Source organism: Salinisphaera sp. Q1T1-3 (assembly GCF_003602005.1).
GTDB lineage: Bacteria > Pseudomonadota > Gammaproteobacteria > Nevskiales > Salinisphaeraceae > Salinisphaera.
On record NZ_QZWD01000004.1, the window covers coordinates 55,228 to 77,270 of the forward strand.

A 22,043-nucleotide genomic window follows, 5' to 3' on the forward strand; every position below is an offset into this window, starting at 1 on the left:
GGCACGCCCCGTCAATGGGCCCGGCGTTGTGGCGGCGGACGACACGACCCGGCGCGCTCGCCGCCGGCCGCCATGCGGCCGGCGAGGTCCGGGAAAAGAAGCAGCCCGGCTCAGTTACCGCCGCTACCGCCGCTGAGTGCGCTCATCGGGACCATGATCGCCTCGGCCCGCTCGTTCTTCGCACGCCCGTCGGCTGTATCATTGGAAGCGATCGGATGCTGGTCACGCAGGCCGCGTGCCCCGATTCGATCCGGGTCCACCCCGGCCTGGACCAACAGCTGCGCGATATCCCGGGCGCGGGCATCCGACAGTCCCTGACGATAGGCCATGGCCTTCTGCGACTGACTCGGGTTCTGCTTCGACAGCTGCGGATTGGCGTTGATGAACGCATCGAGCTGTTCGGGCGGCGGCGTCGCGTTGTCGGTGAAGCCAAAGATGGCCACGCCGAGTTTCGGATGCTGCTTCATCAGGTTGGCGAGCTTGCCGATCACCGGACGCGATGCCGATGTCAGACGCGCCGTGCCTTCCTGGAACTGCAGACTGCCCAGCATGGTCGGCACGACGCGCTGGTTGACCAGCTGCTGATCGCTGCCCGACACGCTAGCGCCGCCCGTCGATTGCACCATCTGCGATTGCTGGGACTGCAGCTGGTTGAGCTGATCCAGTCCGGATTCGCGCATGGCCGTGTACTGTGAGATCTGGGCCAGACGCTGGGCGCGGTGCGCATCGCCAGCGACACCGGCAAGCGCCTGATTGCTCCGCTCATTCTGGTCGGCGATCGCGTGCCATTTCTGTTCGGCCTCGGAAAGAGCCTGCTCGGCCTGGGCCAGCGACTGACCGTCGTGATCGTTGACGCCCGGCTGTGCCTTGGCGGCCGAGACCGCATCGCGTGCATCCTCAAGCGGGCCGAAGGTCGGCGTATCGCCCTGCGGATCGCGCTGGATCTCGTCACGCCAGGCCTGGGCCTGGGTATTCGCACCGGAGATATGCGGCGCCGGCGGTACGTCGCCCTGCTCGAAGGCCGCACACCCGCCGAGAAACGGCAGCACGAGACAGGTCATAAGAACCAGATAACGCGCCATGTCAGTACCCCAGTCCGTCATCGCTATCGGCGCCCGAAAGCCCCATGCCCAGTCCGCTGTTGCTGTTGTCCGCGTCGCCGTCTAGCGCCGACGCATCACCGGCGGCCGACTGATCGGCCGTATCGCCTGTGCCCTGCAGTTGATCGAGCTGATGCCGGACCGCCTTGGCCTGGGTTTCGACCAGGGCCTCGCGGGCATCGAGCTTGGCGGCCGCTACAAGGTCATCGACGCGCTGGCGTTCACTGTCGTTGAGCGGCCGGTGCGCACGCGCAGCGCTGAACAACACATCGCGTGCCAGCGTGATGCGGCGCCGCGCCGCGGCAACCGTCTCTGGCGCGAACTGATCGGCATTGGCCTGAACCGCCTTGTCGAGGGCCTGTGTGGCCGGATCGAGCACGCTCTGGTCGGGCACGGAGACACTGGCGTCGCCGTGGGCGGCGCGCTCGCTTGCGCATCCGACAAGGCTGGCGGACGCCACCGCGACCAGCAGCAGTATCGCCATGCGCCACACTTGGCGCGACAATCGTTTCGGACCAACCGGCATGCGGCCTCTCCCTCGAACGTGGTCGAACGGCGGACTGCCGAGTGCAGCCTGCGCCTGTGGCGCGCGAGTCTAGCAGCGCGAGCCGCCCGATTCGCAAACATCGCCTCGGGGCGCCCCCGCCTGACGCGCGCGTGCCAGCGACGCCGGGCGGCCGACATCCAGCCAGCGGCCGGCATGGTGTTGTCCGCTGGCCCGCCCGGCGGCTCGTGCCGCATGCATCACCGCGGACAGCGGGAAACGGCTATCCGCCTGCGTGGCAAACGCCTCGGCCGAGAAGACTGCAATGCCTGCATAGGTCGAACGCGGGCCCGTCTCCACGATGCGACCGTCGCGCAGCCCGAAATCGCCGTCGCGATGATGGGCCGGGTTGGCCACGAGCACGAAATGCCCGAGATCTGCACCCAGCTGCCGTGGCAGACACCGGTAGTCGAAATCCGTGACCACGTCGGAACTGATCAGCGCGAACGGCCCCTCGCCGAGCAGCGGCAGCGCCCGGGCCACCCCACCGCCGGTGTCCAGCGCGCCCGGCGTCTCATGGCTGTAGGTGATGGTCACGCCATAGCGCTGCCCCGTGCCAAGCGCCGCCACGATCTGGTCACCGCGATAAGCGACATTGATCACGACCTCGCAGAAGCCGGCCGCGGCCAGGGCGCGCAGATGATGCGCGATCAGCGGTTGACCGGCGATCTCGACCAGTGGCTTGGGCTGACGATCCGTCCAGGGCCGCAGCCGCTCGCCGCGCCCGGCGGCCAGGATCATCGCCTTCATGGGGCCATCCCGAGCGCCGGCCGGGCCGCGACCAGATACCGATGCACCGGCGCAAGCTGATCGTGCGCGGCGGTCACCGGCATCAGGTAGTCGACGAAACGCGGCAGGTCGCGCGCATAATCCGGCTTGCCATCGCGCTCGGCGATCCGCACGAACAGGCCGAGCACCTTGAGATGCCGCTGGGCGCCGGTGAGTGCCAGATCGGTGAGGAAATGTGTCCAGTCGGAGGCCACCGGCAGGCCGCGGCCGATCGCGCCGTCCCAGTAGTGCCGGATCCATTCCTGCACGCGATCGGCCGGCCAGCTGATGAAGGCATCGCGGAACAGGCTGGCCACGTCGTAGGTCGCCGGTCCGTAGCGGGCATCCTGAAAGTCGAGCACGCCGGGCAGCGGATCGGCAATCATCAGATTGCGCGGCATGAAGTCGCGATGCACGAAGACCGGCGACTGGGCGAGCACGCGCTCGAGAATGAAATCGTAGGCCCCCTGCAACGCCGCCTGGGCCTCGGCGTCGGGCGTGATGCCGAGCACCGATGGCAAGAACCATTCGTGGAACAACGCCATCTCGCGCTGAAAGGTCGCCCGGTCGTAATCGGGCAGCAAGCCGGGCCGGCTGGCGGCCTGCCAGTCGAGCAGTGCGCCGATGGCGGCACCGAAAAGCGCATCGGCGTTGTGCGTATCCAGGACATCGATATAACGCCGATCGCCGAAATCCGACAGCAGCAGAAATCCTGCGGTTTCATCGCGGGCATGAATATGCGGCACGTTGAGTCCGGCCGCGGCCAGCAGCTCGGCCGCAGCCACGAACGCCGGCATGTTTTCATGAGCCGGCGGCGCATCCACCGCGATCCAGGTCGGTGTCTCGGCATCGATCGGGCGCGCACGAAAATAGCGGCGCCGGCTGGCATCGGCCGAGACGACCGTCCAGCGAAGCGGCTGGCCCAACCGGGCCTCGGCCCACGCCGAGAGCGCGTCGGCGCGTGAATCGTCGGCGATATTCATGCGCTTGCCTGGCAACGCGTTCGTTGCGGGCAGCCCGCGGCGTGCGCATAATCCCCGCCATAAGGGGCATTACCAGCAGAATCAGACGAACCGGCGCTCGCCCGCCCCGCGGCTTTGCGCGCGAAGACACTGCTCCAAGGGGATGTACTCCCGCCGTGATCCATAACAAGACCTATCGTTGCCACTTGATCTGTGTTGCCGGCTGGGCGGCCCTGTCGGGCGTGCCCGTGACGGCCGCTGCCGCACCGGCCAATGCCGCCGACACCCACCCCGCGACCAATCAGGGATGTGCGGTGACGCCGCCCCCGCTGTCGCTGCCCGACGACGCGACGAGTTCGTCGCTGATCGCCGATCAGGCCCAACTGGCCGATGACATCGCCACGGCCACGGGCGATGTGCATCTTGAACGCAACGGCCAGACTCTGGAAGCCCCCTTCGTCCGCTACAACCGCGACACGACCGAGGCCGAGGCGCGCGGCGGGCTGAAGTATCTGCGCGACGGGCTCTATCTGACCGCCGACCAGGGCAGTGTGAACACCCGGGATCGGGCCGGGCAGTTCAGTAAGGCTCATTATTCGGTGCTGGCCAACGGCGCGCGCGGCCAGGCCGCCACGGTGAATTCGCTCGGCGACAATCGCTATCGGCTGACCAGTGCGGACTACAGCACCTGTGACGGCACGACCAAGGCCTGGCTGCTCTCGGCCAAGCGCATCGAACTGGACCGGGAGAGCGGGCGCGGCGTGGCCCACGACGCCACGATGCGCATCTACGGGGTGCCGGTGCTCTATACGCCATACCTGAACTTTCCGATCGACAATCAGCGACACACGGGCTTTCTCGCACCGACGATCGGCGCTTCCAGCGATACCGGCTTCCAGCTGGCCGCGCCCTATTACATCAACCTTGCGCCCAATTACGACGCGACGATCGTGCCGCGTGTCATGGCCAAGCGCGGACTCCAGCTCGGCGGCCAGTTCCGGTACCTGACCGAACACCAGCGCGGCGAGTTCGACGGCCAGATCCTGCCGTACGACTATCACGAGAACGCTGAACGCGATCTCGTGCATTTCCGCCATCAGGGCCAGCTTTCCGAGAACGTCGGCATCGCGGCGACCTATACCCGGGTCAGCGACGACGATTACTTCGACGATCTGTCCAATGATCTGGCCCATACGTCGACAACCAATCTCGAGCGCAGCGTGACGCTGACCGCCGTCCAGCCGGGCGTGCGCTTCACGCTGCTGGCCCAGGATTTCCAGACGCTCGACGACGACTTCAACGGACTCGGCGGCCGTTTCGAGGACAATCCCTATCGACGGATGCCCGAAGCCCGCCTGCACATGCTCACGCCGACGGCGCCGTTCCAGCTCGGGTTCGACGGCGAGTTCACCAACTTTCGTCGCGACGACAGCGTGAACGCCTTTCGTACCGATGTCCGACCGCGCGTGGTCTGGGGCATCGACGACGGGGGCTGGTTCGCCAGCAGCGAAGCGGCCTATCGCGTGACCCACTACGATCTGCGCGATTTGAATCGCGCCGACGGCTTCGTCACGCCGGATCAGGACGTCATCAACCGCGAGATTCCGAGTTTCAAGGCCGATGCCGGGCTGCGCTTTTCCCGTACGCTGGAAAACGGCTGGATCCAGACCCTCGAACCCCGGGCCCAGTACCTGCTGGTCGGCTATCAGGACCAATCGAATATCCCGATCTTCGATTCGGGGACGGCCACGCTCAACTACGACCAGCTGTTCTCGAACAACCGTTACACCGGCATCGATCGCATCGCCGACGCCAACCAGGTCACGCTCGGCGTGTCGTCTCGTTTCATCTCGCCGCATACCGGACGCACCGTTGGCGAAGTCGAGCTCGGCCGCATGACCAGCTTCCGTGATCTGCGCGTCGGCCTGCCCAACAGCGGCGTTACCGGCTACAGCGAGAAAGGCTCGGATTATCTGGCCAGCGGCATGTTCTCGCCGAGCGAATCGCTGACCACCCGTGCCCTGGCCCAGTACAACCCCGACCACAACCGTCTGGACCGGGCTCAGGCGATGGCCACGTTCGGCCAGCGCAACAGCTATCAGCTGGATCTGGGTTATCGCTACTATCGTGATTTCCGTCCGGCGCGCGATGTCTACGGCAGCGACGACGACACCACGACGAACCTGATCGCCGGCGAGTACGAGACGCTGTCGCAGATCGCCATCGGCCTGCGCGCACCGATCGGCGACAAGCTGGAACTGATCGGGCGGTGGAACTACTCGCTCAAGAAGAGCCAGAACGTCGAGACGCTGGCCGGCGTCGAATATCGCCCGTCGTGTTGTTACGCGGTTCGTGCCGGCTTTCGCCACTATGTCTCCGGCGACAACGGCGACCAGGACAATGCAATTCTGGTTCAATTCGTGTTGCGCGGCCTTGGCCGTTTCGGCAACAGCATCTCGACATTTGTCGACAACGACGTCTTCAGTCCGACTTTGAAAGACGATTCCTACGACAGCTTTGATACGATCGCGTCGCCATGAGATATCGACTTGCATCGGCCCTGGCAGTGGGCCTCATCCCTTTCGCGCTGCAGATACCGACCGCGCATGCCCAGTTGGGCGGTGGTCTCGGCAGCTTTTCGCTCGGCGCGCCGGCTCAGAACGCCCAGCCCCAGACGATCGACAAGATCGTCGCGGTCGTCGACCAGGACGTGATTCTGCAGAGCGAACTGGACGCCGCCGTGGCGCAGTTCAAGCAGCAAAGCGGTGGTCAGACCGACAACGTGCCGCCGAACGTGCTGCGCTCGCAGGTTCTCGATCAGCTGATCATGCGTCAGCTGCAGATCCAGCAGGCCCAGAAGGAAGGCATCAAGGTCACACCGGCCGAACTGCAGCAGGGACTGTCGCGCATCGCTCAGCGCAATAACATGGACCTGGCACAGTTCCAGCAGGCTGTGACCCAGTCGGGCATGGATCTGCAATCGGTGCGTGATCGCGTGCATGACGAGATCCTGATCTCCAAGGTCCGTCAGAAAGATGTCATGCAGAAAGTCGGCATCTCGGATGCCGACGTCGATCGCTATCTGCAGAATCAGGCGCTGCGATTCTCGCGCGATCACCAGTACCATCTGGCCGAAATCCGGCTCGATCTGCCGGCGGATGCCGACAGCACGACCGCGGGCGTAGCCCGCGACCGACTCCAGCGCCTGCGCGCCCGTATCACGGCCGGCGATCTCACCTTCGCCCAGGCCGCGCGCCAGGTCTCGGATGCCGCCTCGGCCGACAACGGTGGCGATCTGGGTTGGGTTGCCGGTACCGACGTCCCCGACAGCTTCGACGCCGCCCTGTCCGACCTGTCCGATGGCCAGATCAGCGACGTGTTCCGCGGCGACGACGGGTTGTACCTGCTCCAGCTCGAGGACGAGCGTGGCGGCCAGGCCGATGACAGCGACGACAGCAGCACCGACAACAAGGTCATGGTCACCGAGGCCGATCTGCAGCACATCGTGCTCAAGCCGAACACGATTCGCGACGAGGCCCGGACTCGCCAGCTCGCCCAGACGATCCGTCAACGCCTGTCCGCAGGCGACGATTTCTCGGCCCTGGCGCGACAGTATTCCGATGATTCCGGCACCGCGAACCAGGGCGGCGACGTCGGCTGGATCCCGCTGAACCGTCTGGCCCCGAGCACGCGTCGCCAGATCCAGGATCTGTCGGCCGGTGACGTCAGCCGGGTGTTCCAGTCCGGTAACAGCTACGAGATCGTCAAGGTCAACGGCAAGCGCCAGCGCGACGAGACACAAGAGGCCAAGCGCGACAAGATTCGTCAGACGCTCGGCAAGCAGCGTGCCGCCGAGCAGGGCAACCTCTGGCTACGCAAGCTGCGCGACGAGGCCTACGTGGATATTCGCATGCCGGACTATCAGCCGACGCCCGGTTCCGACAGCTGATCCCGGCCGTGCCGCGTTTATTACTGACGCCGGGCGAGCCGGCCGGCATCGGCCCCGATCTGGCCGTGCGCATCGCCCAGAACGCGCATGATGTCGAACTCGTGGCCGTCGCCGATCCCGAGCTGCTGGCCGAGCGTGCCCGGGCGATCGGTCTGCCACTGGTGATCGACACCGTCGACTATGCCGCCGCCCCACAGGCACAGGCGGCCGGGACGCTGCGCTGCGATCCGGTGGCGCTCGCGGCCCCGGCCACGCCGGGCGTGCTCGAGCCGGCCAACGCCGATTATGTGCTGGCCACGCTCGATCGGGCGGTGGAACGGTGCCGAGCCGGCGCAGCGGCCGGGCTGGTCACCGGTCCGGTGCACAAGGCCGTGATCAACGATGCCGGCCATGTCTTCACCGGCCATACCGGTTATCTCGCGGCCCGCTGCGATGCCCCGCCGCCCGTCATGATGCTGGCCACCGACACCGGGGATCTGCGCGTGGCGCTGGCGAGCGTCCATATCCCGTTGGCCGATGTGCCACGAGCGCTGGATATCGCCGGGCTCGGCACGATTCTCGACGTCATGCACGCCGGCCTGCGCGACCGCTTCGGTATCGCGCAGCCGCGTATTCTCGTCGCCGGGCTCAATCCCCATGCCGGTGAAGACGGCTATCTGGGCCGCGAGGATATCGACATCATCGCGCCCGCGATCGACCAGGCCCGTCAGCGCGGCATAACGGCTCGGGGTCCGTTGCCGGCCGATACACTGTTCACGCCCGACAACCTCGCCGAAGCGGACGCCGTACTCACGATGTATCACGACCAGGGCCTGCCCGTGATCAAGCACGCGGCCTTTTCGCGCACAGTAAACATCAGCCTCGGTCTGCCGATCGTGCGGACGTCGGTCGACCACGGCACGGCGCTGGCGCTGGCCGGCACTGACGCGGTGGACACCGGCAGCCTCGAAGCCGCGATTCGCGTGGCTTGCCGGATGATCACGCATGGCGCGTAAACGCTTCGGCCAGCACTTTCTGCATGAGCGCGGCGTCATCGATCGTATCCTTTCGGCGATCGCCCCGGCGCCCGATGACCACGTCGTCGAGATCGGGCCCGGCCAGGGCGCGCTGACGACACCGCTTCGCGCATGTCTGGACAGGCTTGAGGTCATCGAGATCGATCGCGACCTGATTGCCGAGCTGGAACAACGCGCCGCGCAGGATCCGGGGTTATCAGTGATCGCCGGCGATGCGCTGACCGTCGACTACGCGGCACTGGCCGAGGCGGCTGGCCGGCCGATCCGGCTGGTCGGCAACCTGCCCTACAATATTTCGTCGCCGCTACTGTTTGCCCTGCTCGAAAGCGCGGCGCCGATCCGCGACATGCATTTCATGTTGCAGAAGGAAGTGGTCGATCGCATGACCGCCAGCCCGGGCAGCCGTGATTACGGCCGGCTGTCCGTCGCACTGGCCGCCCGGGCCAAGGCGACCGCGTTGTTCGACGTCGGCCCGGGCGCTTTTCGCCCGCCGCCGCGCGTCATGTCGTCCGTGGTGCGCGTCGTGCCACAGACCCCGACGTTCGAGATCGTTGATCTGTCGGCTTTCGACCGCGTGATTTCGGCCGCCTTCAACCAACGCCGCAAGGTGTTGCGCAACGGCTTGAAAGGCCTGCTCACGCCGGAAGAGATCGAAGCCTGCGACGTGGCCCCGACCGAACGTCCCGAACAGGTCTCGCCTGCCGCATTCGCCCGACTGTCGAATGCACTCGCCGCCGGGGACTGAGCGCGCGGCCGACCCGCGACGCGGCCTCGCGTACACCGTCGGTCTGTGCTGTGCCGGCCTCGCGGCGCTCGGTTTCTGGCTGTTCTGCAATCACATGCGCCAGGGGGCGATCACCGCCGACTGGCCCTGGCTGTATCGCGCCGGCCAGTCGCTCTGGCAGCACGGCCTGCCACATCACGACACGATGTCCTGGACGTTTCCCGCCCGGCCCTGGGTTGTCTATCAATGGCTGTTCGAAGCCGTTGCCGCGCCGGTCTATGGGCTGCTCGGCGCGACCCTGAGCGTCTATGCGCTCTGTCTTGTCGGGCTCGGCATGTATGCCGTCGGGCCCGCCTGGTACTTGGCCCGACGCGGCGTGCCGTACTGGCTTACACTGGCCATCGGCGGCGCGACGCTGATCCCCGTCAGCGTCAATCTGGGGCTACGGCCGATGTTGGCCAGCAATCTGGCCCTGCTGGCGCAATGGGTCGTCATCGAGCGGCTGCGTGCCGGCCGACTCGGGGCCTGGCCGGCGGCCGGCGCGCTGGCCCTCATCTACGCGATCTGGGCCAACAGCCATCTCGGCTTCACCCTCGGCCTGACCTCTCTGGCTCTGTTTTTCGCCGCCGATCTGATCGAACACGGACGAACGAGCCGCCCAGCCACCTGCACGTCGCGGCGCCGCCTCTGCACGCGTTATCTCGGTCTGGCCAGTGCGGCCGTACTCGCCACGGGCTGCAACCCCTACGGCTGGTCGCTGTATCGCTATATCGTCGACCTGTCGCTCAAGACCGAGATGAACGCCCATATCCATGAGCTGATGCCACCCCGGCTGGACAACGGCTACATGATTGTCGGGCTCCTCCTGATCGCGCTGTATCTCGTCTGCCTGATCATCCAGCGGCGGCGTATCGCCTGGGCCGGCGTTCTCCATGTCGCCCTGTTCACGATCATGACGATCGACGCGCTTCGATTCGTGATCTGGGCTGGCCTGTTCTATGCTCTGGCGGCCCCGCCGGTGATCGCCGCTGCACTGGCTCGCATGAGTGGCGGCCGTATCGCCGCTACGGGACCGACCACCCGCCCGTGGCGATACGTCTGGCTGCCGGGCCTCGTCGGCGCGCTGCTGATCACCAGCCCGGGCAGCGGCGCGACAGCCGGCCCGGTCCAGATGGCTGGTTGTCGCGCGATGACAGACGGCATCCGATATCTCGATCACCATCTGCCGCCCGATGCGCACTGGTTCTCCAGCGAGAAGGTGGGCAGCTGCACGCATCTCGTCGCCCCGAAGCGGCGTGTCTTCATCGATACGCGTTTCGACATGTATCCCGAAACCTTCGTACTGGCCTGGTTCCGCGCCTATCAATACCGGGACGGCTGGCAGGCCCTGTTCGAGCGCTGGGACATCGAGGCCGCGCTGCTCGCCGACAACGCGCCACTCACGCCGGTACTGACCGATGATGTGCATTACCGTCGCCGCGCGGTCGGCAACCACATGTTGCTGTTCGAAAGGCAGCACTGAGGCACGCCCGAGCCTGGCACGCGCGCGCAAGGCGATCGTGGCCATATCTCCCGGTCTGGCGCCCGCATCGCGCCCTCGCATAAGCCTTACTTGCCCATCGCACGCATCGCGCGACCATCCCCCGGCGCCGCCCGACAGCTCACGGGCCGAGATACGCGGCACCGAGCGAAACCGATCGGGACGCACATGATGCACGCCGCGCCCTGGTCGTGCGCGTCGCCCACCGGCACACTGTTGGGCTTCGACAACCACGGCTTCGGGATCACGAATTGGCCACTTACGCCATCGGCGATATTCACGGCGCACGCGCCACACTCGAGGCGCTGCTCGACAAACTGGCCGCGCGCGGCCCGATCGATGCACTCTGGTTCGTCGGCGATCTGGTCAATCGCGGCCCGGATTCGGCCGGCGTCATCCGACGTATCCGAGCGCTCGGCGACCGGGCGATCACCGTCCTCGGCAACCATGACCTCGCTCTGTTGGCACTCGCCCAGCGCCCTGACCCCAAGCAAAAGGCCAACCGGAGCCTGCACGATCTTCTCGATGCACCGGATCGTGATGATCTGCTCGACTGGCTCCGGCATCGCCCACTCACGCATCACGATGCGACGCTCGGGTGGACAATGGTCCATGCCGGGTTTGCCCCCGAATGGGATCTCGCGGCCGCGCATGCCGGCGCACGTGAGCTCGAAACCGTCCTGCGCAGTCGCGATCACGCGCGATTTCTGCAGTCCCTGTTCGGCGATACACCAGCGCAGTGGTCCGATGATCTCACCGGCGACGCGCGTCTGCGCTTCATCGCCAATGCCCTGACCCGGATACGGTTCGTCGATGCCGAAGGCCGACTCGACATGAAGTACAAGAAGACGATCGCCGGGGCACCCGACGGGCTACTGCCCTGGTTTCAGATACCAACACGACGCAGCGCCGGCACCCCGCTGGTCTTCGGTCACTGGTCCGCACTCGAAGACGTCGCGTGGCCGACCGAACAGGTCTACGGCATCGATACCGGCGCCGCCTGGGGCGGCCAACTCACGGCCCTGCAGCTCGATGCGCCCCCCGAGGCCGATCGACTCATTCAGGTCGATAGCGCCTGACCCCGACCCGCGATACTGCCCGCGGCCGGAATCCAGGCATAAAAAAAGCCGGCCCAAAGGCCGGCTTTTTCAGAACATCGCACGGCTGGGCGATGATCAGTCGTCGTCTTCCATCTCGGGCTGCGGGCGATCCACGAGCTCGACGAAAGCCATCGGCGCATTGTCACCGGGACGATAGCCGCACTTGAGAATGCGCAGATAGCCGCCCGGACGCGTGGCATAACGCTGTCCCAGCTCGCCGAACAGCTTGCCGACCGCTTCCTTGTCGCGCAGGCGCGAGAAAGCCAGACGCCGGTTGGCCACGCTGTCTTCCTTGGACAGCGTGATCAGCGGCTCGGCATGCCGACGCAGTTCCTTGGCGCGCGGCAGCGTGGTACGGATCAGCTCTTCCTTGAACAGGGAAGCCGACAGGTTTTTCAGCATGGCAGCGCGATGCGAGGACTCACGCCCCAGATTGCTGCCGCTCTTGCGATGACGCATAACGTAAATTCCTTGGCGGTCGAGAGCTCAGACGCGAGACGCGGTCTCAGGCCTTCTCCAGTTCGGCCGGCGGCCAGTTCTCAAGCGTCATGCCGAGCTTGAGGTTGTGTTCGGCGAGCACTTCACTGATCTCGGTCAGCGACTTCTTGCCGAGGTTCGGCGTACGCATCAGCTCGGTTTCAGTGCGCTGGACAAGATCGCCGACGTAATGGATGTCCTCGGCCTTCAGGCAGTTCGTCGACCGCACCGTCAGCTCGAGATCCTCGATCGGCTTGAGCAGGGTCGGGTCAACCTTGCCGGCTTCCTTCTTGCGCGAGGCCTCTTCCCGGGCTTCCAGATCGACGAAGACCGAAAGTTGGTCATACAGCGTGGCAGCAGCCGTTCGCACGGCGTCCTGCGGCTCGACACTGCCGTTGGTCTCGATATCGAGAATCAGCTTGTCGAGGTCCGTACGCTGTTCGACACGCGCTCGGTCGACCGAATAACTCACGCGACGAATGGGGCTGAAGGACGCATCCAGACGCAGCGCGCCAATCTCGGAACCGCCGGTATCCTCTTCGCCAGGCTCGGACTTGCTCTGCGCCGCCTGATAGCCACGACCCTTGCGCACTTTCATGCTCATGCGCAGTTCGCCCGTGGTCAGATGCGCGATCACCAGATCCGGATTGACGATTTCGACGTCGTCGCCGGTGGTGATATCGGCGGCCGTGACGGCGCCGGCACCCGACTTGTGCAGATGAAGCTCGGCTTCATCGCGGTCGTTCATGCGCACGGCGACGTTCTTGAGATTCAGCAGGACGTCGATGACATCTTCCTGCATGCCGTCGACCGTGGTGTACTCGTGCAGCACGCCATCGATCGACACTTCGGTGATGGCCGCGCCCGGGATCGACGACAGGAGGATGCGACGAATCGCATTGCCAAGCGTATGCCCGTAGCCGCGTTCCAGCGGCTCCAGGGAGATCTTGGCACGCCGATCGCTGATGCGCTCAACCTCGACGAGGCGCGGCTTCAGCAATTCATTGGACTGCATATGCAAATACCTCTCGCTGCCAGCGCAGCACAGGCCTGATTACTTGGAATAGAGCTCGACAACGAGGTTTTCGTTGATGTCGGGCAAGACCTGGTCGCGATCGGGAATGGACTTGTAAGTGCCCTTCAGGCCCTTCTCATCCACTTCAACCCAGTCCGCCAGTCCGAGCTGCGAGGCGACTGCGAGCGACTCGACAATACGGGACTGATTCTTGGCGCGATTGCGAATCGACACCACGTCGCCGGCCTTGACCTGATACGACGGGATGTTGACCGGGTAATCGTTGACCGCAACAGCCTTGTGATTGACCAGCTGGCGCGCCTCGGCGCGCGTCGCGGCAAAGCCCATGCGATAGACGACGTTGTCCAGACGCGACTCGAGCAGCTGGAGAAGCAGCGCGCCCGTGGCGCCCTTCTGGCCCGCAGCCTTCTTGTAATAGTTGCTGAACTGCCGTTCGAGCACGCCGTACATGTGCCGCAGCTTCTGCTTTTCGCGCAGCTGCAACGCATAATCGGACAGACGCTGACGACGCTGGGCGCCCTGTGCACCCGGCGGCGTGTCGATCTTGCACTTGCCCTCGAGCGAACGACCGCGTCCCTTCAGGAACAGATCGGTGCCGGCACGACGGGAAAGCTTGCACTTGGGACCAGTGTACTTCGCCATGATCTAAAACCTTTGGTGCGAGCGTTAAACGCGACGCTTTTTGGGCGGGCGACAGCCGTTATGCGGGATCGGCGTCACATCGATGATGCTCGTGACCTTGAAGCCGGCGCCGTTGAGCGAACGAACCGCTGCCTCACGGCCCGGGCCGGGACCCTTGACCCGCACCTCGAGATTCTTCACGCCATACTGCGACGCCCCTTCACCGGCACGCTCGGCAGCGACCTGCGCGGCAAAGGGCGTGCTCTTGCGCGAGCCCTTGAAACCACAGGTGCCGGAGGTGCACCAGGACAGGACATTGCCCTGCCGGTCCGAAATGGTGATGATGGTGTTGTTGAACGTCGCATAGACGAACGCAATGCCATCAGTGACGTTGCGACGAGCCCGCGCCTTGCGGCTGCGGCTGCTCGACGTGGAGGTACCTGTCGCCATAAATCTTGCCTACTCTGTAAATCGACGCGAAGCCGCGACTAGCGGCGAATCGGACGACGCGGACCCTTGCGGGTGCGCGAATTGGTCTTGGTACGCTGACCACGCACCGGCAGACCGCGACGATGACGCACGCCGCGGTAGCAGCCGAGGTCCATCAGACGCTTGATGTTCATGGAAACTTCGCGACGCAGATCACCTTCAATGGTGTACTGCTGCACCTGAGCACGCAGCGACTCGACTTCGCCCTCGGTCAGATCGCGGATCTTCGTGTCCACCGCGACGCCGGCTTCCGCGCAAATCTGCTTCGCGCGAGTATGCCCGACGCCATAAAGCGACGTCAGAGCGATCGATGCGTGCTTGTTGATCGGGAGATTGACTCCAGCGATACGCGCCATTTAATTGTACTCCCAGCTCGCGGAAGGCTCAGGTGCGGCTTGATGAACACGCACTTGGCCGGAAAAGCCCGCCAATATAACTGAAATGGATGTGTTTGACAATGCCGAGCGGATCAGCCCTGGCGCTGCTTGTGCCGGGGATCCGTGGAGCAGATCACCATCACCGCACCGTTGCGGCGAATGATCTTGCAATTACGGCAGATCTTTTTAACCGAAGCTCTGACTTTCATCTCAAATCCTCTGCTCTGACCGAGCTCGTCTCGGATGCGGTCGCGGGTTCACGACGGGATGCAGCGCGTTAGCGCAGCATCCCGGCATTGCCACCGGCCTTGAGGTTGTTCTTGCGCATCAAGCCTTCGTATTGATGCGACATCATATGCGCCTGCAGCTGCGCCATGAAATCCATGACGACCACCACGATGATCAGCAGTGACGTCCCGCCGAAATAGAACGGTACGTTGTACTTCAGGATCAACAGTTCGGGCAGCAGACAGACCAGGGTCACGTACACCGCGCCGGCAACCGTCAGACGCGTCAACACCGTGTCGATGTATTTCGCGGTCTGGATACCGGGCCTGACCCCCGGAATGAACGCACCGGACTTCTTCAGGTTTTCCGCCGTCTCGCGCGAGTCGAAGACCAGCGCGGTATAGAAGAAACAGAAGAACATGATCATTCCGGAATAGAACAGCACGTATAACGGCTGTCCCGGCGCGATTGCGTTGGACACCCAGTTCGCGACCGAGCCGCCCTCACCCAAAAACCGGATCACAGTTGCCGGGAAGAGGATGATGCTCGAGGCGAAGATCGGCGGAATCACACCGGCCATGTTGAGCTTCAACGGCAGATGCTGCGTCTGTGCAGCGTACATCCGCCGACCACGTTGCCGCTGTGCGTGATGAACGGGAATACGACGCTGTGCACGCTCGACGAATACCACGAACGCCAGCACCGCCAGGGCACCCACGAACAACGCCACCACGAAGAAGAAGCTCAACTCACCGGTACGTACCAGATCCAGCGTCCCGCCGATCGCCGAGGGCAGACCGGCCACGATCGCCGAGAAGATCAGCATCGAAATACCGTTACCGATACCGCGCTCGGTCACCTGCTCGCCCAGCCACATCAAGAACAGCGCGCCCGTCGTGAGCGTGATCGCCGTCGTGAAGATGAACTGGAATTCGGTCACACCATTCTGGGCAATGCCCTGGTTCCATAGTGCGATGCCGGTCCCGATCGATTGGAAACCCGCCAGAAAGACGGTTCCATAACGCGTGTACTGCGTGATCTTGCGACGCCCGGCCTCACCCTCTTTCTTCAGTTCCTTCAGCGACGGAATCGTCGCCGTCAGCAACTGCATGATGATCGAGGCCGAAATATAAGGCATGACGCCGAGCGCAAAGATCGACAGGCGCTTGAGCGCACCGCCGGTGAACATCACGCCGACGTCCAGAATCGTGCCCGACTGCTGCTGGAACAACTGTGCCAGCTGCGCCGGATCGATACCCGGCACCGGAATGAAACTGCCGATGCGGAACACCACGAGCGCACCGAGCAGGAACATCAGGCGCTGACGGATTTCCGTCAGATTACCGCCTGCGCCACCTGCCATGCCGCCCTGGCTCGCGTTGTTGCCTCGTTTGGCCATGACTTACTCTGCGACCGAGCCGCCTGCCGCTTCAATCGCCTGACGCGCACCGGCTGTCGCCGCGACGCCGCTCAGGTTGACCGCGCTCGTGATCTCACCGGTCTTGACGACCTTCGCACGTCGCGCCAGACGCGATACCAGCCCGGCCTGCTTGAGTGCTGCGAGATCAACGTCGCCGGAGAGCTTGCTCAGGCTGTCGAGACGCACTTCGGCGACCTTGGCGGCCTCAGCCGAATGAAAGCCACGCTTGGGAATACGGCGCTGCAGCGGCATCTGACCGCCTTCGAAACCGGTCTTCTTGTAACCACCGCTACGCGAGTGCTGCCCCTTGTGGCCGCGGCCGGCCGTCTTGCCCAGATCGGAGCCGGCACCGCGCCCGACGCGCTTGGCAGTCTGGCGGGAACCGTCGGTGTAATGAAGATCGTTGAGCTTCATTTCAAACCTCCTGGACCACGAGCATATCCGCGACCTTGTTGATCATGCCGCGGTTCTCGGGGGTGTCGGTCACTTCGACCGAATGATGAAGCCGACGCAGGCCGAGGCCGCGGACGCAGGCGCGGTGACGCGCCACACGACCGATCGGGCTCTTGACCAGCGTTACCTTGATACGCTTATCTGCCATGACGACCTCGTTTACGCCGTGATGTCTTCGACGGACTTGCCGCGCTTGGCCGCGATGTACTCCGGATCGTGCATGTCACGCAGACCGTTGATGGTCGCACGCACCAGGTTGATCGGATTTCGCGAACCGTAGCTCTTGCACAGCACGTTCGACACGCCTGCGACCTCGAACACGGCGCGGACGCCACCGCCGGCGATTACACCGGTACCGTCGGAGGCCGGCCGCATGATGACCTTGCTCGAACCATGCCGGCCGACCATCTCGTGCTGCAGCGTACCGCCGTCCTTGAGCTGGACGCGGACCATGCTCTTGCGCGCGGCTTCCATTGCCTTGGCGATGGCCAGCGGCACTTCACGCGCCTTGCCATAGCCGTAGCCGACGCGACCTTCGCCATCGCCGACGACGGTCAGCGCGGTGAAACCGAACTGGCGGCCGCCCTTGACCACCTTGGCCACGCGATTGACGGTCACCAGCTTCTCGAGCAGGTCGCCTTCCGTGCGTTGTTCGTTACGTTGTGCCATCTGTGCTATCCGTTAGAACTTGAGGCCGCCTTCACGCGCGGCGTCGGCCAGCGCCTTGACGCGGCCGTGATAGGCAAAACCCGAGCGGTCGAATGCGACCTCCTCGATACCGGCAGCCTTGGCCCGTTCGGCGATCGTGCGCCCGATCAGGCGTGCGGCGTCCTGGTTGCCGGTGGTGCCGGCCTCGGAGCGCAGGCTCTTTTCGACCGTGGACGCAGAAACCAGCGTGCGCGAGCCGTCGGGTGCGACGATCTGGGCGTAGATATGCTGCGGGGTGCGGTGCACCGACAGCCGATGTGCGTCCAGCTTGCGCATGTGCATGCGGGCGCGCCGCGCACGTCGCAAACGAGAAACCGTCTTCTTGTGCATAACGATCCTGTATCCGTTGCAGTAGGCGCGAACGCTACTTCTTCTTCGCGTCCTTGGTGACAATCCGCTCATCCGAATACCGGATACCCTTGCCCTTGTAGGGCTCGGGCGGCCGATAAGCGCGGATCTCGGCGGCCGTCTGGCCGACAACCTGCTTGTCCGCACCGTTGAGCACGATTTCCGTTGCGCTGGGGGCGGCCACCGTCACGCCGGCCGGCATCTCGTGAACCACGGGATGCGACAGACCGAGCGACAGGTTGACCTTGTTGCCCTGGACCTGGGCACGGTAGCCGACGCCGACGAGTTCAAGCTTGCGCTCGAAGCCTTCGGAGACGCCGTGCACCATGTTCGCCACGGTGGCACGAACCGTGCCAGCCATCGCCAGATTCGGGTTACGACCTGTGGCCTTGGCCTGGGCGACGCCGTCGTTCACTTCGACTTCGACGCCGGCCGGCAGACGGAACGACAGTTCGCCGTTCTTGCCCTTGACCGTCAGGTCGGAACCGTTGACGACGCACTCCACGCCGCTCGGCAGATTCACCGGTGCTTTCGCGACTCGGGACATATCTCTTACCTTTATCCGAGCTTACGACACGTAGCAGAGAACCTCGCCGCCGTGGCCCGCTTCCCGCGCGGCCCGGTCGGACATGACGCCCTGCGAAGTCGAAATGATGGAGATACCCAGGCCGCCGACGACCTGCGGAATATCGCTCTTGTTGCAATACAGGCGCAGCCCCGGCTTCGAGGCCCGCTCGATGTACTCGATGACACCGTGGCCCTGGAAATACTTCAGGGCGACGCGCAGTCGCGGCTTGCCGTCGACGTCACGGGTCTCGAAGCCGGCGATGTAGCCTTCGCCTTCGAGAACCTTCGCGATCGCCAGCTTCAGCTTCGACGACGGCATTTCGACGGATTCCTTGTCTGCCGACTGCCCGTTGCGAATCCGGGTCAGCATGTCGGCAATAGGGTCAGTCATACTCATGCGTACCGATACCTATAGATTGTGAACTACCAGGACGACAGCGTGAGGCCGGGGACCTCACCGCGCATCGCAGCTTCACGCAGTTTGTTGCGCGACAGCCCGAACTTGCGATAGACCGCCTGCGGGCGGCCGGTCGCACGACAACGACGCGTCACACGCGTGGGACTGGCGTCCCGCGGCAGCGCCTGGAGTTCCTGGGCCGCAGCGAAACGCTCTTCCGGCGTTGCCTCCGGGTCGTTGATGCGCGCTTTAAGTGCATCACGCTTGGCCGCATATTTGGCAACCAGCTTTTTGCGCTTTTCATCGCGCGCGATCATGCTTTTCTTGGCCATACCTTATCTCCGGAAGGGGAAGTTGAAGGCCTCGAGCAAGGCCCGCCCCTCTTCGTCGGTCTTGGCGGACGTGGTCACCACCACATCCATGCCGCGCAGGGCATCCACGCGGTCGTAGTCGATTTCGGGAAACACGATCTGCTCGCGCAGACCCATGCTGTAATTACCCTGGCCGTCGAACGCCCGCGGATTGATACCGCGGAAGTCGCGGATACGCGGCAGTGCCACGTTCACGAGGCGATCGACGAATTCGTACATGCGGGCCCGGCGGAGCGTCACCTTGCAGCCGATCGGCCATCCTTCACGGATCTTGAAGCCGGCGACCGACTTGCGTGCCCGGGTCATGACCGGCTTCTGGCCTGCGATCTTTTCCATGTCGCCCATGGCCGAATCGATGACCTTGCGATCGGAGACCGCTTCACCGACGCCCATGTTCAGCGTGACCTTGACGAGACGCGGGACGGCCATGCGCGACGAATAACCGAACTTCTCGATCAGCTCGCTGACGATGCGCTCGTCGTAGACCGTCTTCAGACGGGCCGGCTTTTGCTGCTTTGCGTTTTCCATGACTCGCCTACGCGTCGACCTGCTCGCCCGAGGACTTGAACACGCGCACCTTGCGCTGTCTGCCGTTCTCGTCGAGCATCTTGAAACCGACCCGCTCACCCTTGTCGGTCTGCGGGTTGTAGATCATGACGTTGGACACGTGGAGCGGCATCTCCTTTTCCTCGATACCGCCCTGGACACCGGCGTTCGGATCCGGACGCACGTGTTTCTTGGCCATGTTGATGCCTTCGACCACGATCTTGTCGTTGGCAAGAATGCGCGTCACGTTACCGCGACGACCGCGATCCTTGCCGGTCACGACAATGACGTCGTCGCCGGTACGAATCTTGTGGGAGCTCATAGGACCTCCGGCGCCAGAGAAATGATGCGCATGAACTTCGCACGAAGTTCGCGCGTCACCGGCCCGAAAATACGCGTACCGACCGGCTCGTTGTTGCTATTGAGCAGGACCGCCGCGTTGCTGTCGAAGCGGATCACCGAACCGTCGGCACGACGCACGCCGCGCTTGGTGCGAACAACGACGGCGTTCATCACGTCGCCCTTCTTCACACGACCGCGCGGGATGGCGTCCTTGACCGTGATCTTGATGATGTCGCCCACGCGTGCGTAACGACGATGCGAGCCGCCGAGCACCTTGATGCACTGCACACGACGCGCGCCGCTGTTGTCGGCCGCAGAAAGCTCCGATTCTGTTTGAATCATGCTATTACCCTGCCGTGTCGAATTCGCCGGCCTTGTCGACCACGCGAGCGAGAGACCAGGACTTGCCGCGGGAAATGGGTCGACCTTCGAAGATCTCAACCCAGTCGCCCACGTTGCACTCGTTCTCGGCATCATGAACCTTGAGCCGGGTGCTGCGCTTGACGTACTTGCCATACAGCGGGTGCTGCATGCGACGCTCGATACGCACTACGGCGGTCTTGTCCATGCTGTTGCTGACAACACGGCCGACGAGCGTGCGGCTGTTGGCATCCTGATTAGCGTTACTGTTATCGCTCATCGCCGTTAACCCTGGTTGCGCGACTCGGCCAGCACCGTCTTGATGCGGGCGATATCGCGGCGAATCTGACCGAACTGGTGCGTCTGCGCGAGCTGACCGGAGGCTTTCTGCATACGCAGATTGAACTGCTCCCGGCGCAACGCGATCAGCTCGTCATTGAGCTCGGCTGCCGTCTTTTCTCGAAGATCTGCTGCTTTCATGATCGCCTCTTAGAGAATCTTGCGCTCGACGAACACGGTCTTGACCGGCAGCTTGGACGCTGCGAGACGAAATGCCTCCTGCGCGACTTCGCGCGAGACACCTTCCATCTCGTAAAGCATCGAACCCGGCTGCACTCTGGCGACCCAGAATTCGACGTTGCCCTTGCCCTTGCCCATACGCACTTCGATGGGCTTCTTGGTCACCGGCTTGTCCGGGAACACGCGGATCCAGGTCTTGCCGCCACGTTTGATGTGACGGGTCATCGCACGACGTGCGGCCTCGATCTGACGCGCCGTCAGACGGCCACGCTCGACCGCCTTGAGCCCGTATTCGCCGAAGCTGACCTCGTTGCCACGCTGGGCCAGGCCGCGGTTGCGTCCTTTCTGGACCTTGCGGAACTTGACTCGTTTCGGTTGCAACATGACGCGTTACCCCTGAGCGCCGGCTTCGGCGCTTTCTTCGATTCGCGGCTCGGTGTCGAACACTTCGCCCTTGAAGATCCAGACCTTCACGCCGATCACGCCGTAAGTGGTCTTGGCTTCTGCCAGGCCGTAGTCGATATCGGCACGCAGGGTATGCAGCGGTACGCGACCGTCGCGGTACCACTCGGTCCGCGCGATTTCGGCACCGTTGAGGCGACCCGCGACATTGACACGGATACCACCGGCGCCAAGGCGCATCGCATTACCGACGGCGCGTTTCATCGCGCGGCGGAACATGATGCGGCGCTCGAGCTGCTGCGCGATATTCTGGGCCACCAGATAGGCATCCAGTTCCGGCCGACGAATCTCCTCGACCGACAGATGCACCGGCACGCCCATGCGCTGAGATACCTCGGCGCGCAGCTTGTCGATATCCTCGCCCTTCTTGCCGATCACGATACCCGGACGTGCCGTGTGAATCGTGATGCGTGCCGAACGCGCCGGACGATCGATCTGGATTCGGCTGACCGAGGCGTGCGAGAGCTTGTTGCGAATGAAATCACGAACCTCGAGATCCGTGTTCAGCGCATCCGCATAGCCCTGCCCCTCGGCGTACCAGCGCGAGGACCATTCGCTCGTGATGCCGAGCCGAAAACCGACAGGATGTACTTTATGACCCATATTGCTATCCGCTTGA

General features: G+C 64.1%; 31 protein-coding genes. 6 read left to right on the plus strand and 25 right to left on the minus strand.

Annotated elements, in window-relative coordinates:
- Positions 1-110 precede the first annotated feature (110 nt).
- The 4 genes from D3260_RS05310 to D3260_RS05325 all read right to left on the minus strand — a co-directional run bounded on the left by D3260_RS05310 (position 111) and on the right by D3260_RS05325 (position 3,395).
- Positions 111-1,103 (minus strand): OmpA family protein, encoded by a 993-nt coding sequence (locus D3260_RS05310; protein ID WP_120097545.1) that lies wholly within the window; start codon positions 1,101-1,103, stop codon positions 111-113.
- Positions 1,084-1,584 (minus strand): hypothetical protein, encoded by a 501-nt coding sequence (locus tag D3260_RS05315; RefSeq protein WP_120097546.1) that lies wholly within the window; start codon positions 1,582-1,584, stop codon positions 1,084-1,086. The genes D3260_RS05310 and D3260_RS05315 overlap by 20 nt, the downstream gene beginning before the upstream one ends.
- 111 nt (positions 1,585-1,695) lie before the next feature.
- Positions 1,696-2,394, minus strand: coding sequence for an N-acetylmuramate alpha-1-phosphate uridylyltransferase MurU (gene murU, locus D3260_RS05320; RefSeq protein ID WP_120097547.1), 699 nt, complete (start codon positions 2,392-2,394; stop codon positions 1,696-1,698).
- A complete protein-coding gene (locus D3260_RS05325) occupies positions 2,391-3,395 on the minus strand; it encodes an aminoglycoside phosphotransferase family protein (RefSeq protein WP_120097548.1) in 1,005 nt (334 codons plus the stop codon). Before D3260_RS05325 ends, murU begins: the two co-directional genes overlap by 4 nt.
- Before the next feature lie 155 nt (positions 3,396-3,550).
- Between D3260_RS05325 and D3260_RS05330 the strand changes: the two genes are divergently transcribed.
- The 6 genes from D3260_RS05330 (at position 3,551) to D3260_RS05355 (ending at position 11,682) form a co-directional block, all read left to right on the plus strand.
- Positions 3,551-5,914, plus strand: a complete 2,364-nt coding sequence (locus D3260_RS05330) for an LPS-assembly protein LptD (RefSeq protein ID WP_147418108.1) — start codon at positions 3,551-3,553, stop codon at positions 5,912-5,914.
- Entirely contained in the window at positions 5,911-7,323 is a 1,413-nt protein-coding gene (locus D3260_RS05335; RefSeq protein ID WP_120097550.1) for a peptidylprolyl isomerase, read from the plus strand. Before D3260_RS05330 ends, D3260_RS05335 begins: the two co-directional genes overlap by 4 nt.
- An 8-nt stretch (positions 7,324-7,331) precedes the next feature.
- Positions 7,332-8,318: a 4-hydroxythreonine-4-phosphate dehydrogenase PdxA gene (gene pdxA / locus D3260_RS05340; protein WP_233543974.1), complete on the plus strand. Its 987-nt coding sequence runs from the start codon at positions 7,332-7,334 to the stop codon at positions 8,316-8,318.
- Positions 8,308-9,084, plus strand: coding sequence for a 16S rRNA (adenine(1518)-N(6)/adenine(1519)-N(6))-dimethyltransferase RsmA (gene rsmA, locus D3260_RS05345; protein ID WP_120097552.1), 777 nt, complete (start codon positions 8,308-8,310; stop codon positions 9,082-9,084). Before pdxA ends, rsmA begins: the two co-directional genes overlap by 11 nt.
- The gene (locus D3260_RS05350) at positions 9,062-10,585 is read left to right on the plus strand and encodes a hypothetical protein (protein WP_120097553.1); all 1,524 of its coding nucleotides are present in this window, start codon (positions 9,062-9,064) and stop codon (positions 10,583-10,585) included. Before rsmA ends, D3260_RS05350 begins: the two co-directional genes overlap by 23 nt.
- 269 nt (positions 10,586-10,854) lie before the next feature.
- Positions 10,855-11,682 carry a symmetrical bis(5'-nucleosyl)-tetraphosphatase gene (locus D3260_RS05355; RefSeq protein WP_120097554.1) on the plus strand — a complete coding sequence of 276 codons (828 nt, stop codon included), beginning with the start codon at positions 10,855-10,857 and terminating at the stop codon, positions 11,680-11,682.
- Positions 11,683-11,778: 96 nt separating this feature from the next.
- Here the strand turns inward: D3260_RS05355 and rplQ are convergent, their stop codons facing one another.
- From rplQ to rpsC, 21 genes are all read right to left on the minus strand, one after another.
- Positions 11,779-12,162: a 50S ribosomal protein L17 gene (gene rplQ / locus D3260_RS05360; protein WP_120097555.1), complete on the minus strand. Its 384-nt coding sequence runs from the start codon at positions 12,160-12,162 to the stop codon at positions 11,779-11,781.
- 46 nt (positions 12,163-12,208) lie between these two features.
- Positions 12,209-13,201, minus strand: a complete 993-nt coding sequence (gene rpoA, locus D3260_RS05365; RefSeq protein WP_370456280.1) for a DNA-directed RNA polymerase subunit alpha — start codon at positions 13,199-13,201, stop codon at positions 12,209-12,211.
- 33 nt (positions 13,202-13,234) lie between these two features.
- Entirely contained in the window at positions 13,235-13,858 is a 624-nt protein-coding gene (gene rpsD, locus D3260_RS05370) for a 30S ribosomal protein S4 (RefSeq protein WP_120097557.1), read from the minus strand.
- 24 nt (positions 13,859-13,882) lie between these two features.
- Positions 13,883-14,287 (minus strand): 30S ribosomal protein S11, encoded by a 405-nt coding sequence (gene rpsK, locus D3260_RS05375; protein WP_120097558.1) that lies wholly within the window; start codon positions 14,285-14,287, stop codon positions 13,883-13,885.
- A gap of 38 nt (positions 14,288-14,325) precedes the next feature.
- Positions 14,326-14,682 (minus strand): 30S ribosomal protein S13, encoded by a 357-nt coding sequence (gene rpsM, locus D3260_RS05380; RefSeq protein ID WP_120097559.1) that lies wholly within the window; start codon positions 14,680-14,682, stop codon positions 14,326-14,328.
- A gap of 113 nt (positions 14,683-14,795) precedes the next feature.
- Positions 14,796-14,912: a 50S ribosomal protein L36 gene (rpmJ, locus tag D3260_RS05385; RefSeq protein ID WP_120097560.1), complete on the minus strand. Its 117-nt coding sequence runs from the start codon at positions 14,910-14,912 to the stop codon at positions 14,796-14,798.
- Positions 14,913-14,980: 68 nt separating this feature from the next.
- Positions 14,981-16,330 carry a preprotein translocase subunit SecY gene (secY, locus tag D3260_RS05390; RefSeq protein WP_370456281.1) on the minus strand — a complete coding sequence of 450 codons (1,350 nt, stop codon included), beginning with the start codon at positions 16,328-16,330 and terminating at the stop codon, positions 14,981-14,983.
- A 3-nt stretch (positions 16,331-16,333) separates the two neighbouring features.
- The gene (gene rplO, locus D3260_RS05395) at positions 16,334-16,765 is read right to left on the minus strand and encodes a 50S ribosomal protein L15 (RefSeq protein ID WP_120097561.1); all 432 of its coding nucleotides are present in this window, start codon (positions 16,763-16,765) and stop codon (positions 16,334-16,336) included.
- A 1-nt stretch (position 16,766) separates the two neighbouring features.
- On the minus strand, positions 16,767-16,952 hold the full coding sequence (gene rpmD / locus D3260_RS05400) for a 50S ribosomal protein L30 (protein ID WP_120097562.1): 186 nt from the start codon (positions 16,950-16,952) through the stop codon (positions 16,767-16,769).
- An 11-nt stretch (positions 16,953-16,963) separates the two neighbouring features.
- The gene (rpsE, locus tag D3260_RS05405; protein WP_120097563.1) at positions 16,964-17,473 is read right to left on the minus strand and encodes a 30S ribosomal protein S5; all 510 of its coding nucleotides are present in this window, start codon (positions 17,471-17,473) and stop codon (positions 16,964-16,966) included.
- 12 nt (positions 17,474-17,485) lie between these two features.
- On the minus strand, positions 17,486-17,842 hold the full coding sequence (gene rplR, locus D3260_RS05410) for a 50S ribosomal protein L18 (protein ID WP_120097564.1): 357 nt from the start codon (positions 17,840-17,842) through the stop codon (positions 17,486-17,488).
- Positions 17,843-17,876: 34 nt separating this feature from the next.
- On the minus strand, positions 17,877-18,407 hold the full coding sequence (gene rplF, locus D3260_RS05415) for a 50S ribosomal protein L6 (RefSeq protein WP_120097565.1): 531 nt from the start codon (positions 18,405-18,407) through the stop codon (positions 17,877-17,879).
- 21 nt (positions 18,408-18,428) lie between these two features.
- Positions 18,429-18,824 (minus strand): 30S ribosomal protein S8, encoded by a 396-nt coding sequence (gene rpsH / locus D3260_RS05420; RefSeq protein WP_120097566.1) that lies wholly within the window; start codon positions 18,822-18,824, stop codon positions 18,429-18,431.
- 26 nt (positions 18,825-18,850) lie between these two features.
- Positions 18,851-19,156: a 30S ribosomal protein S14 gene (rpsN, locus tag D3260_RS05425; RefSeq protein WP_120097567.1), complete on the minus strand. Its 306-nt coding sequence runs from the start codon at positions 19,154-19,156 to the stop codon at positions 18,851-18,853.
- A 3-nt stretch (positions 19,157-19,159) separates the two neighbouring features.
- Positions 19,160-19,723 carry a 50S ribosomal protein L5 gene (gene rplE, locus D3260_RS05430; protein ID WP_120097568.1) on the minus strand — a complete coding sequence of 188 codons (564 nt, stop codon included), beginning with the start codon at positions 19,721-19,723 and terminating at the stop codon, positions 19,160-19,162.
- A gap of 7 nt (positions 19,724-19,730) precedes the next feature.
- On the minus strand, positions 19,731-20,063 hold the full coding sequence (rplX, locus tag D3260_RS05435; RefSeq protein WP_120097569.1) for a 50S ribosomal protein L24: 333 nt from the start codon (positions 20,061-20,063) through the stop codon (positions 19,731-19,733).
- Positions 20,060-20,425, minus strand: coding sequence for a 50S ribosomal protein L14 (gene rplN, locus D3260_RS05440; protein WP_120097570.1), 366 nt, complete (start codon positions 20,423-20,425; stop codon positions 20,060-20,062). The genes rplX and rplN overlap by 4 nt, the downstream gene beginning before the upstream one ends.
- Positions 20,426-20,429: 4 nt before the next feature.
- A complete protein-coding gene (gene rpsQ / locus D3260_RS05445; protein ID WP_120097571.1) occupies positions 20,430-20,723 on the minus strand; it encodes a 30S ribosomal protein S17 in 294 nt (97 codons plus the stop codon).
- A gap of 5 nt (positions 20,724-20,728) precedes the next feature.
- A complete protein-coding gene (rpmC, locus tag D3260_RS05450) occupies positions 20,729-20,923 on the minus strand; it encodes a 50S ribosomal protein L29 (RefSeq protein ID WP_120097572.1) in 195 nt (64 codons plus the stop codon).
- Between the two features lie 9 nt (positions 20,924-20,932).
- Positions 20,933-21,346: a 50S ribosomal protein L16 gene (gene rplP / locus D3260_RS05455; RefSeq protein ID WP_120097573.1), complete on the minus strand. Its 414-nt coding sequence runs from the start codon at positions 21,344-21,346 to the stop codon at positions 20,933-20,935.
- 6 nt (positions 21,347-21,352) lie between these two features.
- Complete coding sequence (gene rpsC / locus D3260_RS05460) at positions 21,353-22,027, minus strand: 30S ribosomal protein S3 (RefSeq protein ID WP_120097574.1); 675 nt, start codon at positions 22,025-22,027, stop codon at positions 21,353-21,355.
- Positions 22,028-22,043: the final 16 nt, after the last annotated feature.

What these genes read in the sequence shown, in the direction of transcription:
- D3260_RS05310 (WP_120097545.1), bottom strand. Translation starts at nt 1,103, where the DNA reads ATGACGGACTGGGGTACTGACATGGCGCGTTATCTGGTTCTTATGACC.
- D3260_RS05315 (WP_120097546.1), bottom strand. Translation starts at nt 1,584, where the DNA reads ATGGCGATACTGCTGCTGGTCGCGGTGGCGTCCGCCAGCCTTGTCGGA.
- murU (WP_120097547.1), bottom strand. Translation starts at nt 2,394, where the DNA reads ATGAAGGCGATGATCCTGGCCGCCGGGCGCGGCGAGCGGCTGCGGCCC.
- D3260_RS05325 (WP_120097548.1), bottom strand. Translation starts at nt 3,395, where the DNA reads ATGAATATCGCCGACGATTCACGCGCCGACGCGCTCTCGGCGTGGGCC.
- D3260_RS05335 (WP_120097550.1), top strand. Translation starts at nt 5,911, where the DNA reads ATGAGATATCGACTTGCATCGGCCCTGGCAGTGGGCCTCATCCCTTTC.
- rsmA (WP_120097552.1), top strand. Translation starts at nt 8,308, where the DNA reads ATGGCGCGTAAACGCTTCGGCCAGCACTTTCTGCATGAGCGCGGCGTC.
- D3260_RS05350 (WP_120097553.1), top strand. Translation starts at nt 9,062, where the DNA reads ATGCACTCGCCGCCGGGGACTGAGCGCGCGGCCGACCCGCGACGCGGC.
- rplQ (WP_120097555.1), bottom strand. Translation starts at nt 12,162, where the DNA reads ATGCGTCATCGCAAGAGCGGCAGCAATCTGGGGCGTGAGTCCTCGCAT.
- rpsD (WP_120097557.1), bottom strand. Translation starts at nt 13,858, where the DNA reads ATGGCGAAGTACACTGGTCCCAAGTGCAAGCTTTCCCGTCGTGCCGGC.
- rpsK (WP_120097558.1), bottom strand. Translation starts at nt 14,287, where the DNA reads ATGGCGACAGGTACCTCCACGTCGAGCAGCCGCAGCCGCAAGGCGCGG.
- rpsM (WP_120097559.1), bottom strand. Translation starts at nt 14,682, where the DNA reads ATGGCGCGTATCGCTGGAGTCAATCTCCCGATCAACAAGCACGCATCG.
- rpmJ (WP_120097560.1), bottom strand. Translation starts at nt 14,912, where the DNA reads ATGAAAGTCAGAGCTTCGGTTAAAAAGATCTGCCGTAATTGCAAGATC.
- secY (WP_370456281.1), bottom strand. Translation starts at nt 16,330, where the DNA reads ATGGCCAAACGAGGCAACAACGCGAGCCAGGGCGGCATGGCAGGTGGC.
- rplO (WP_120097561.1), bottom strand. Translation starts at nt 16,765, where the DNA reads ATGAAGCTCAACGATCTTCATTACACCGACGGTTCCCGCCAGACTGCC.
- rpmD (WP_120097562.1), bottom strand. Translation starts at nt 16,952, where the DNA reads ATGGCAGATAAGCGTATCAAGGTAACGCTGGTCAAGAGCCCGATCGGT.
- rpsE (WP_120097563.1), bottom strand. Translation starts at nt 17,473, where the DNA reads ATGGCACAACGTAACGAACAACGCACGGAAGGCGACCTGCTCGAGAAG.
- rplR (WP_120097564.1), bottom strand. Translation starts at nt 17,842, where the DNA reads ATGCACAAGAAGACGGTTTCTCGTTTGCGACGTGCGCGGCGCGCCCGC.
- rplF (WP_120097565.1), bottom strand. Translation starts at nt 18,407, where the DNA reads ATGTCCCGAGTCGCGAAAGCACCGGTGAATCTGCCGAGCGGCGTGGAG.
- rpsH (WP_120097566.1), bottom strand. Translation starts at nt 18,824, where the DNA reads ATGAGTATGACTGACCCTATTGCCGACATGCTGACCCGGATTCGCAAC.
- rpsN (WP_120097567.1), bottom strand. Translation starts at nt 19,156, where the DNA reads ATGGCCAAGAAAAGCATGATCGCGCGCGATGAAAAGCGCAAAAAGCTG.
- rplE (WP_120097568.1), bottom strand. Translation starts at nt 19,723, where the DNA reads ATGGAAAACGCAAAGCAGCAAAAGCCGGCCCGTCTGAAGACGGTCTAC.
- rplX (WP_120097569.1), bottom strand. Translation starts at nt 20,063, where the DNA reads ATGAGCTCCCACAAGATTCGTACCGGCGACGACGTCATTGTCGTGACC.
- rplN (WP_120097570.1), bottom strand. Translation starts at nt 20,425, where the DNA reads ATGATTCAAACAGAATCGGAGCTTTCTGCGGCCGACAACAGCGGCGCG.
- rpsQ (WP_120097571.1), bottom strand. Translation starts at nt 20,723, where the DNA reads ATGAGCGATAACAGTAACGCTAATCAGGATGCCAACAGCCGCACGCTC.
- rpmC (WP_120097572.1), bottom strand. Translation starts at nt 20,923, where the DNA reads ATGAAAGCAGCAGATCTTCGAGAAAAGACGGCAGCCGAGCTCAATGAC.
- rplP (WP_120097573.1), bottom strand. Translation starts at nt 21,346, where the DNA reads ATGTTGCAACCGAAACGAGTCAAGTTCCGCAAGGTCCAGAAAGGACGC.
- rpsC (WP_120097574.1), bottom strand. Translation starts at nt 22,027, where the DNA reads ATGGGTCATAAAGTACATCCTGTCGGTTTTCGGCTCGGCATCACGAGC.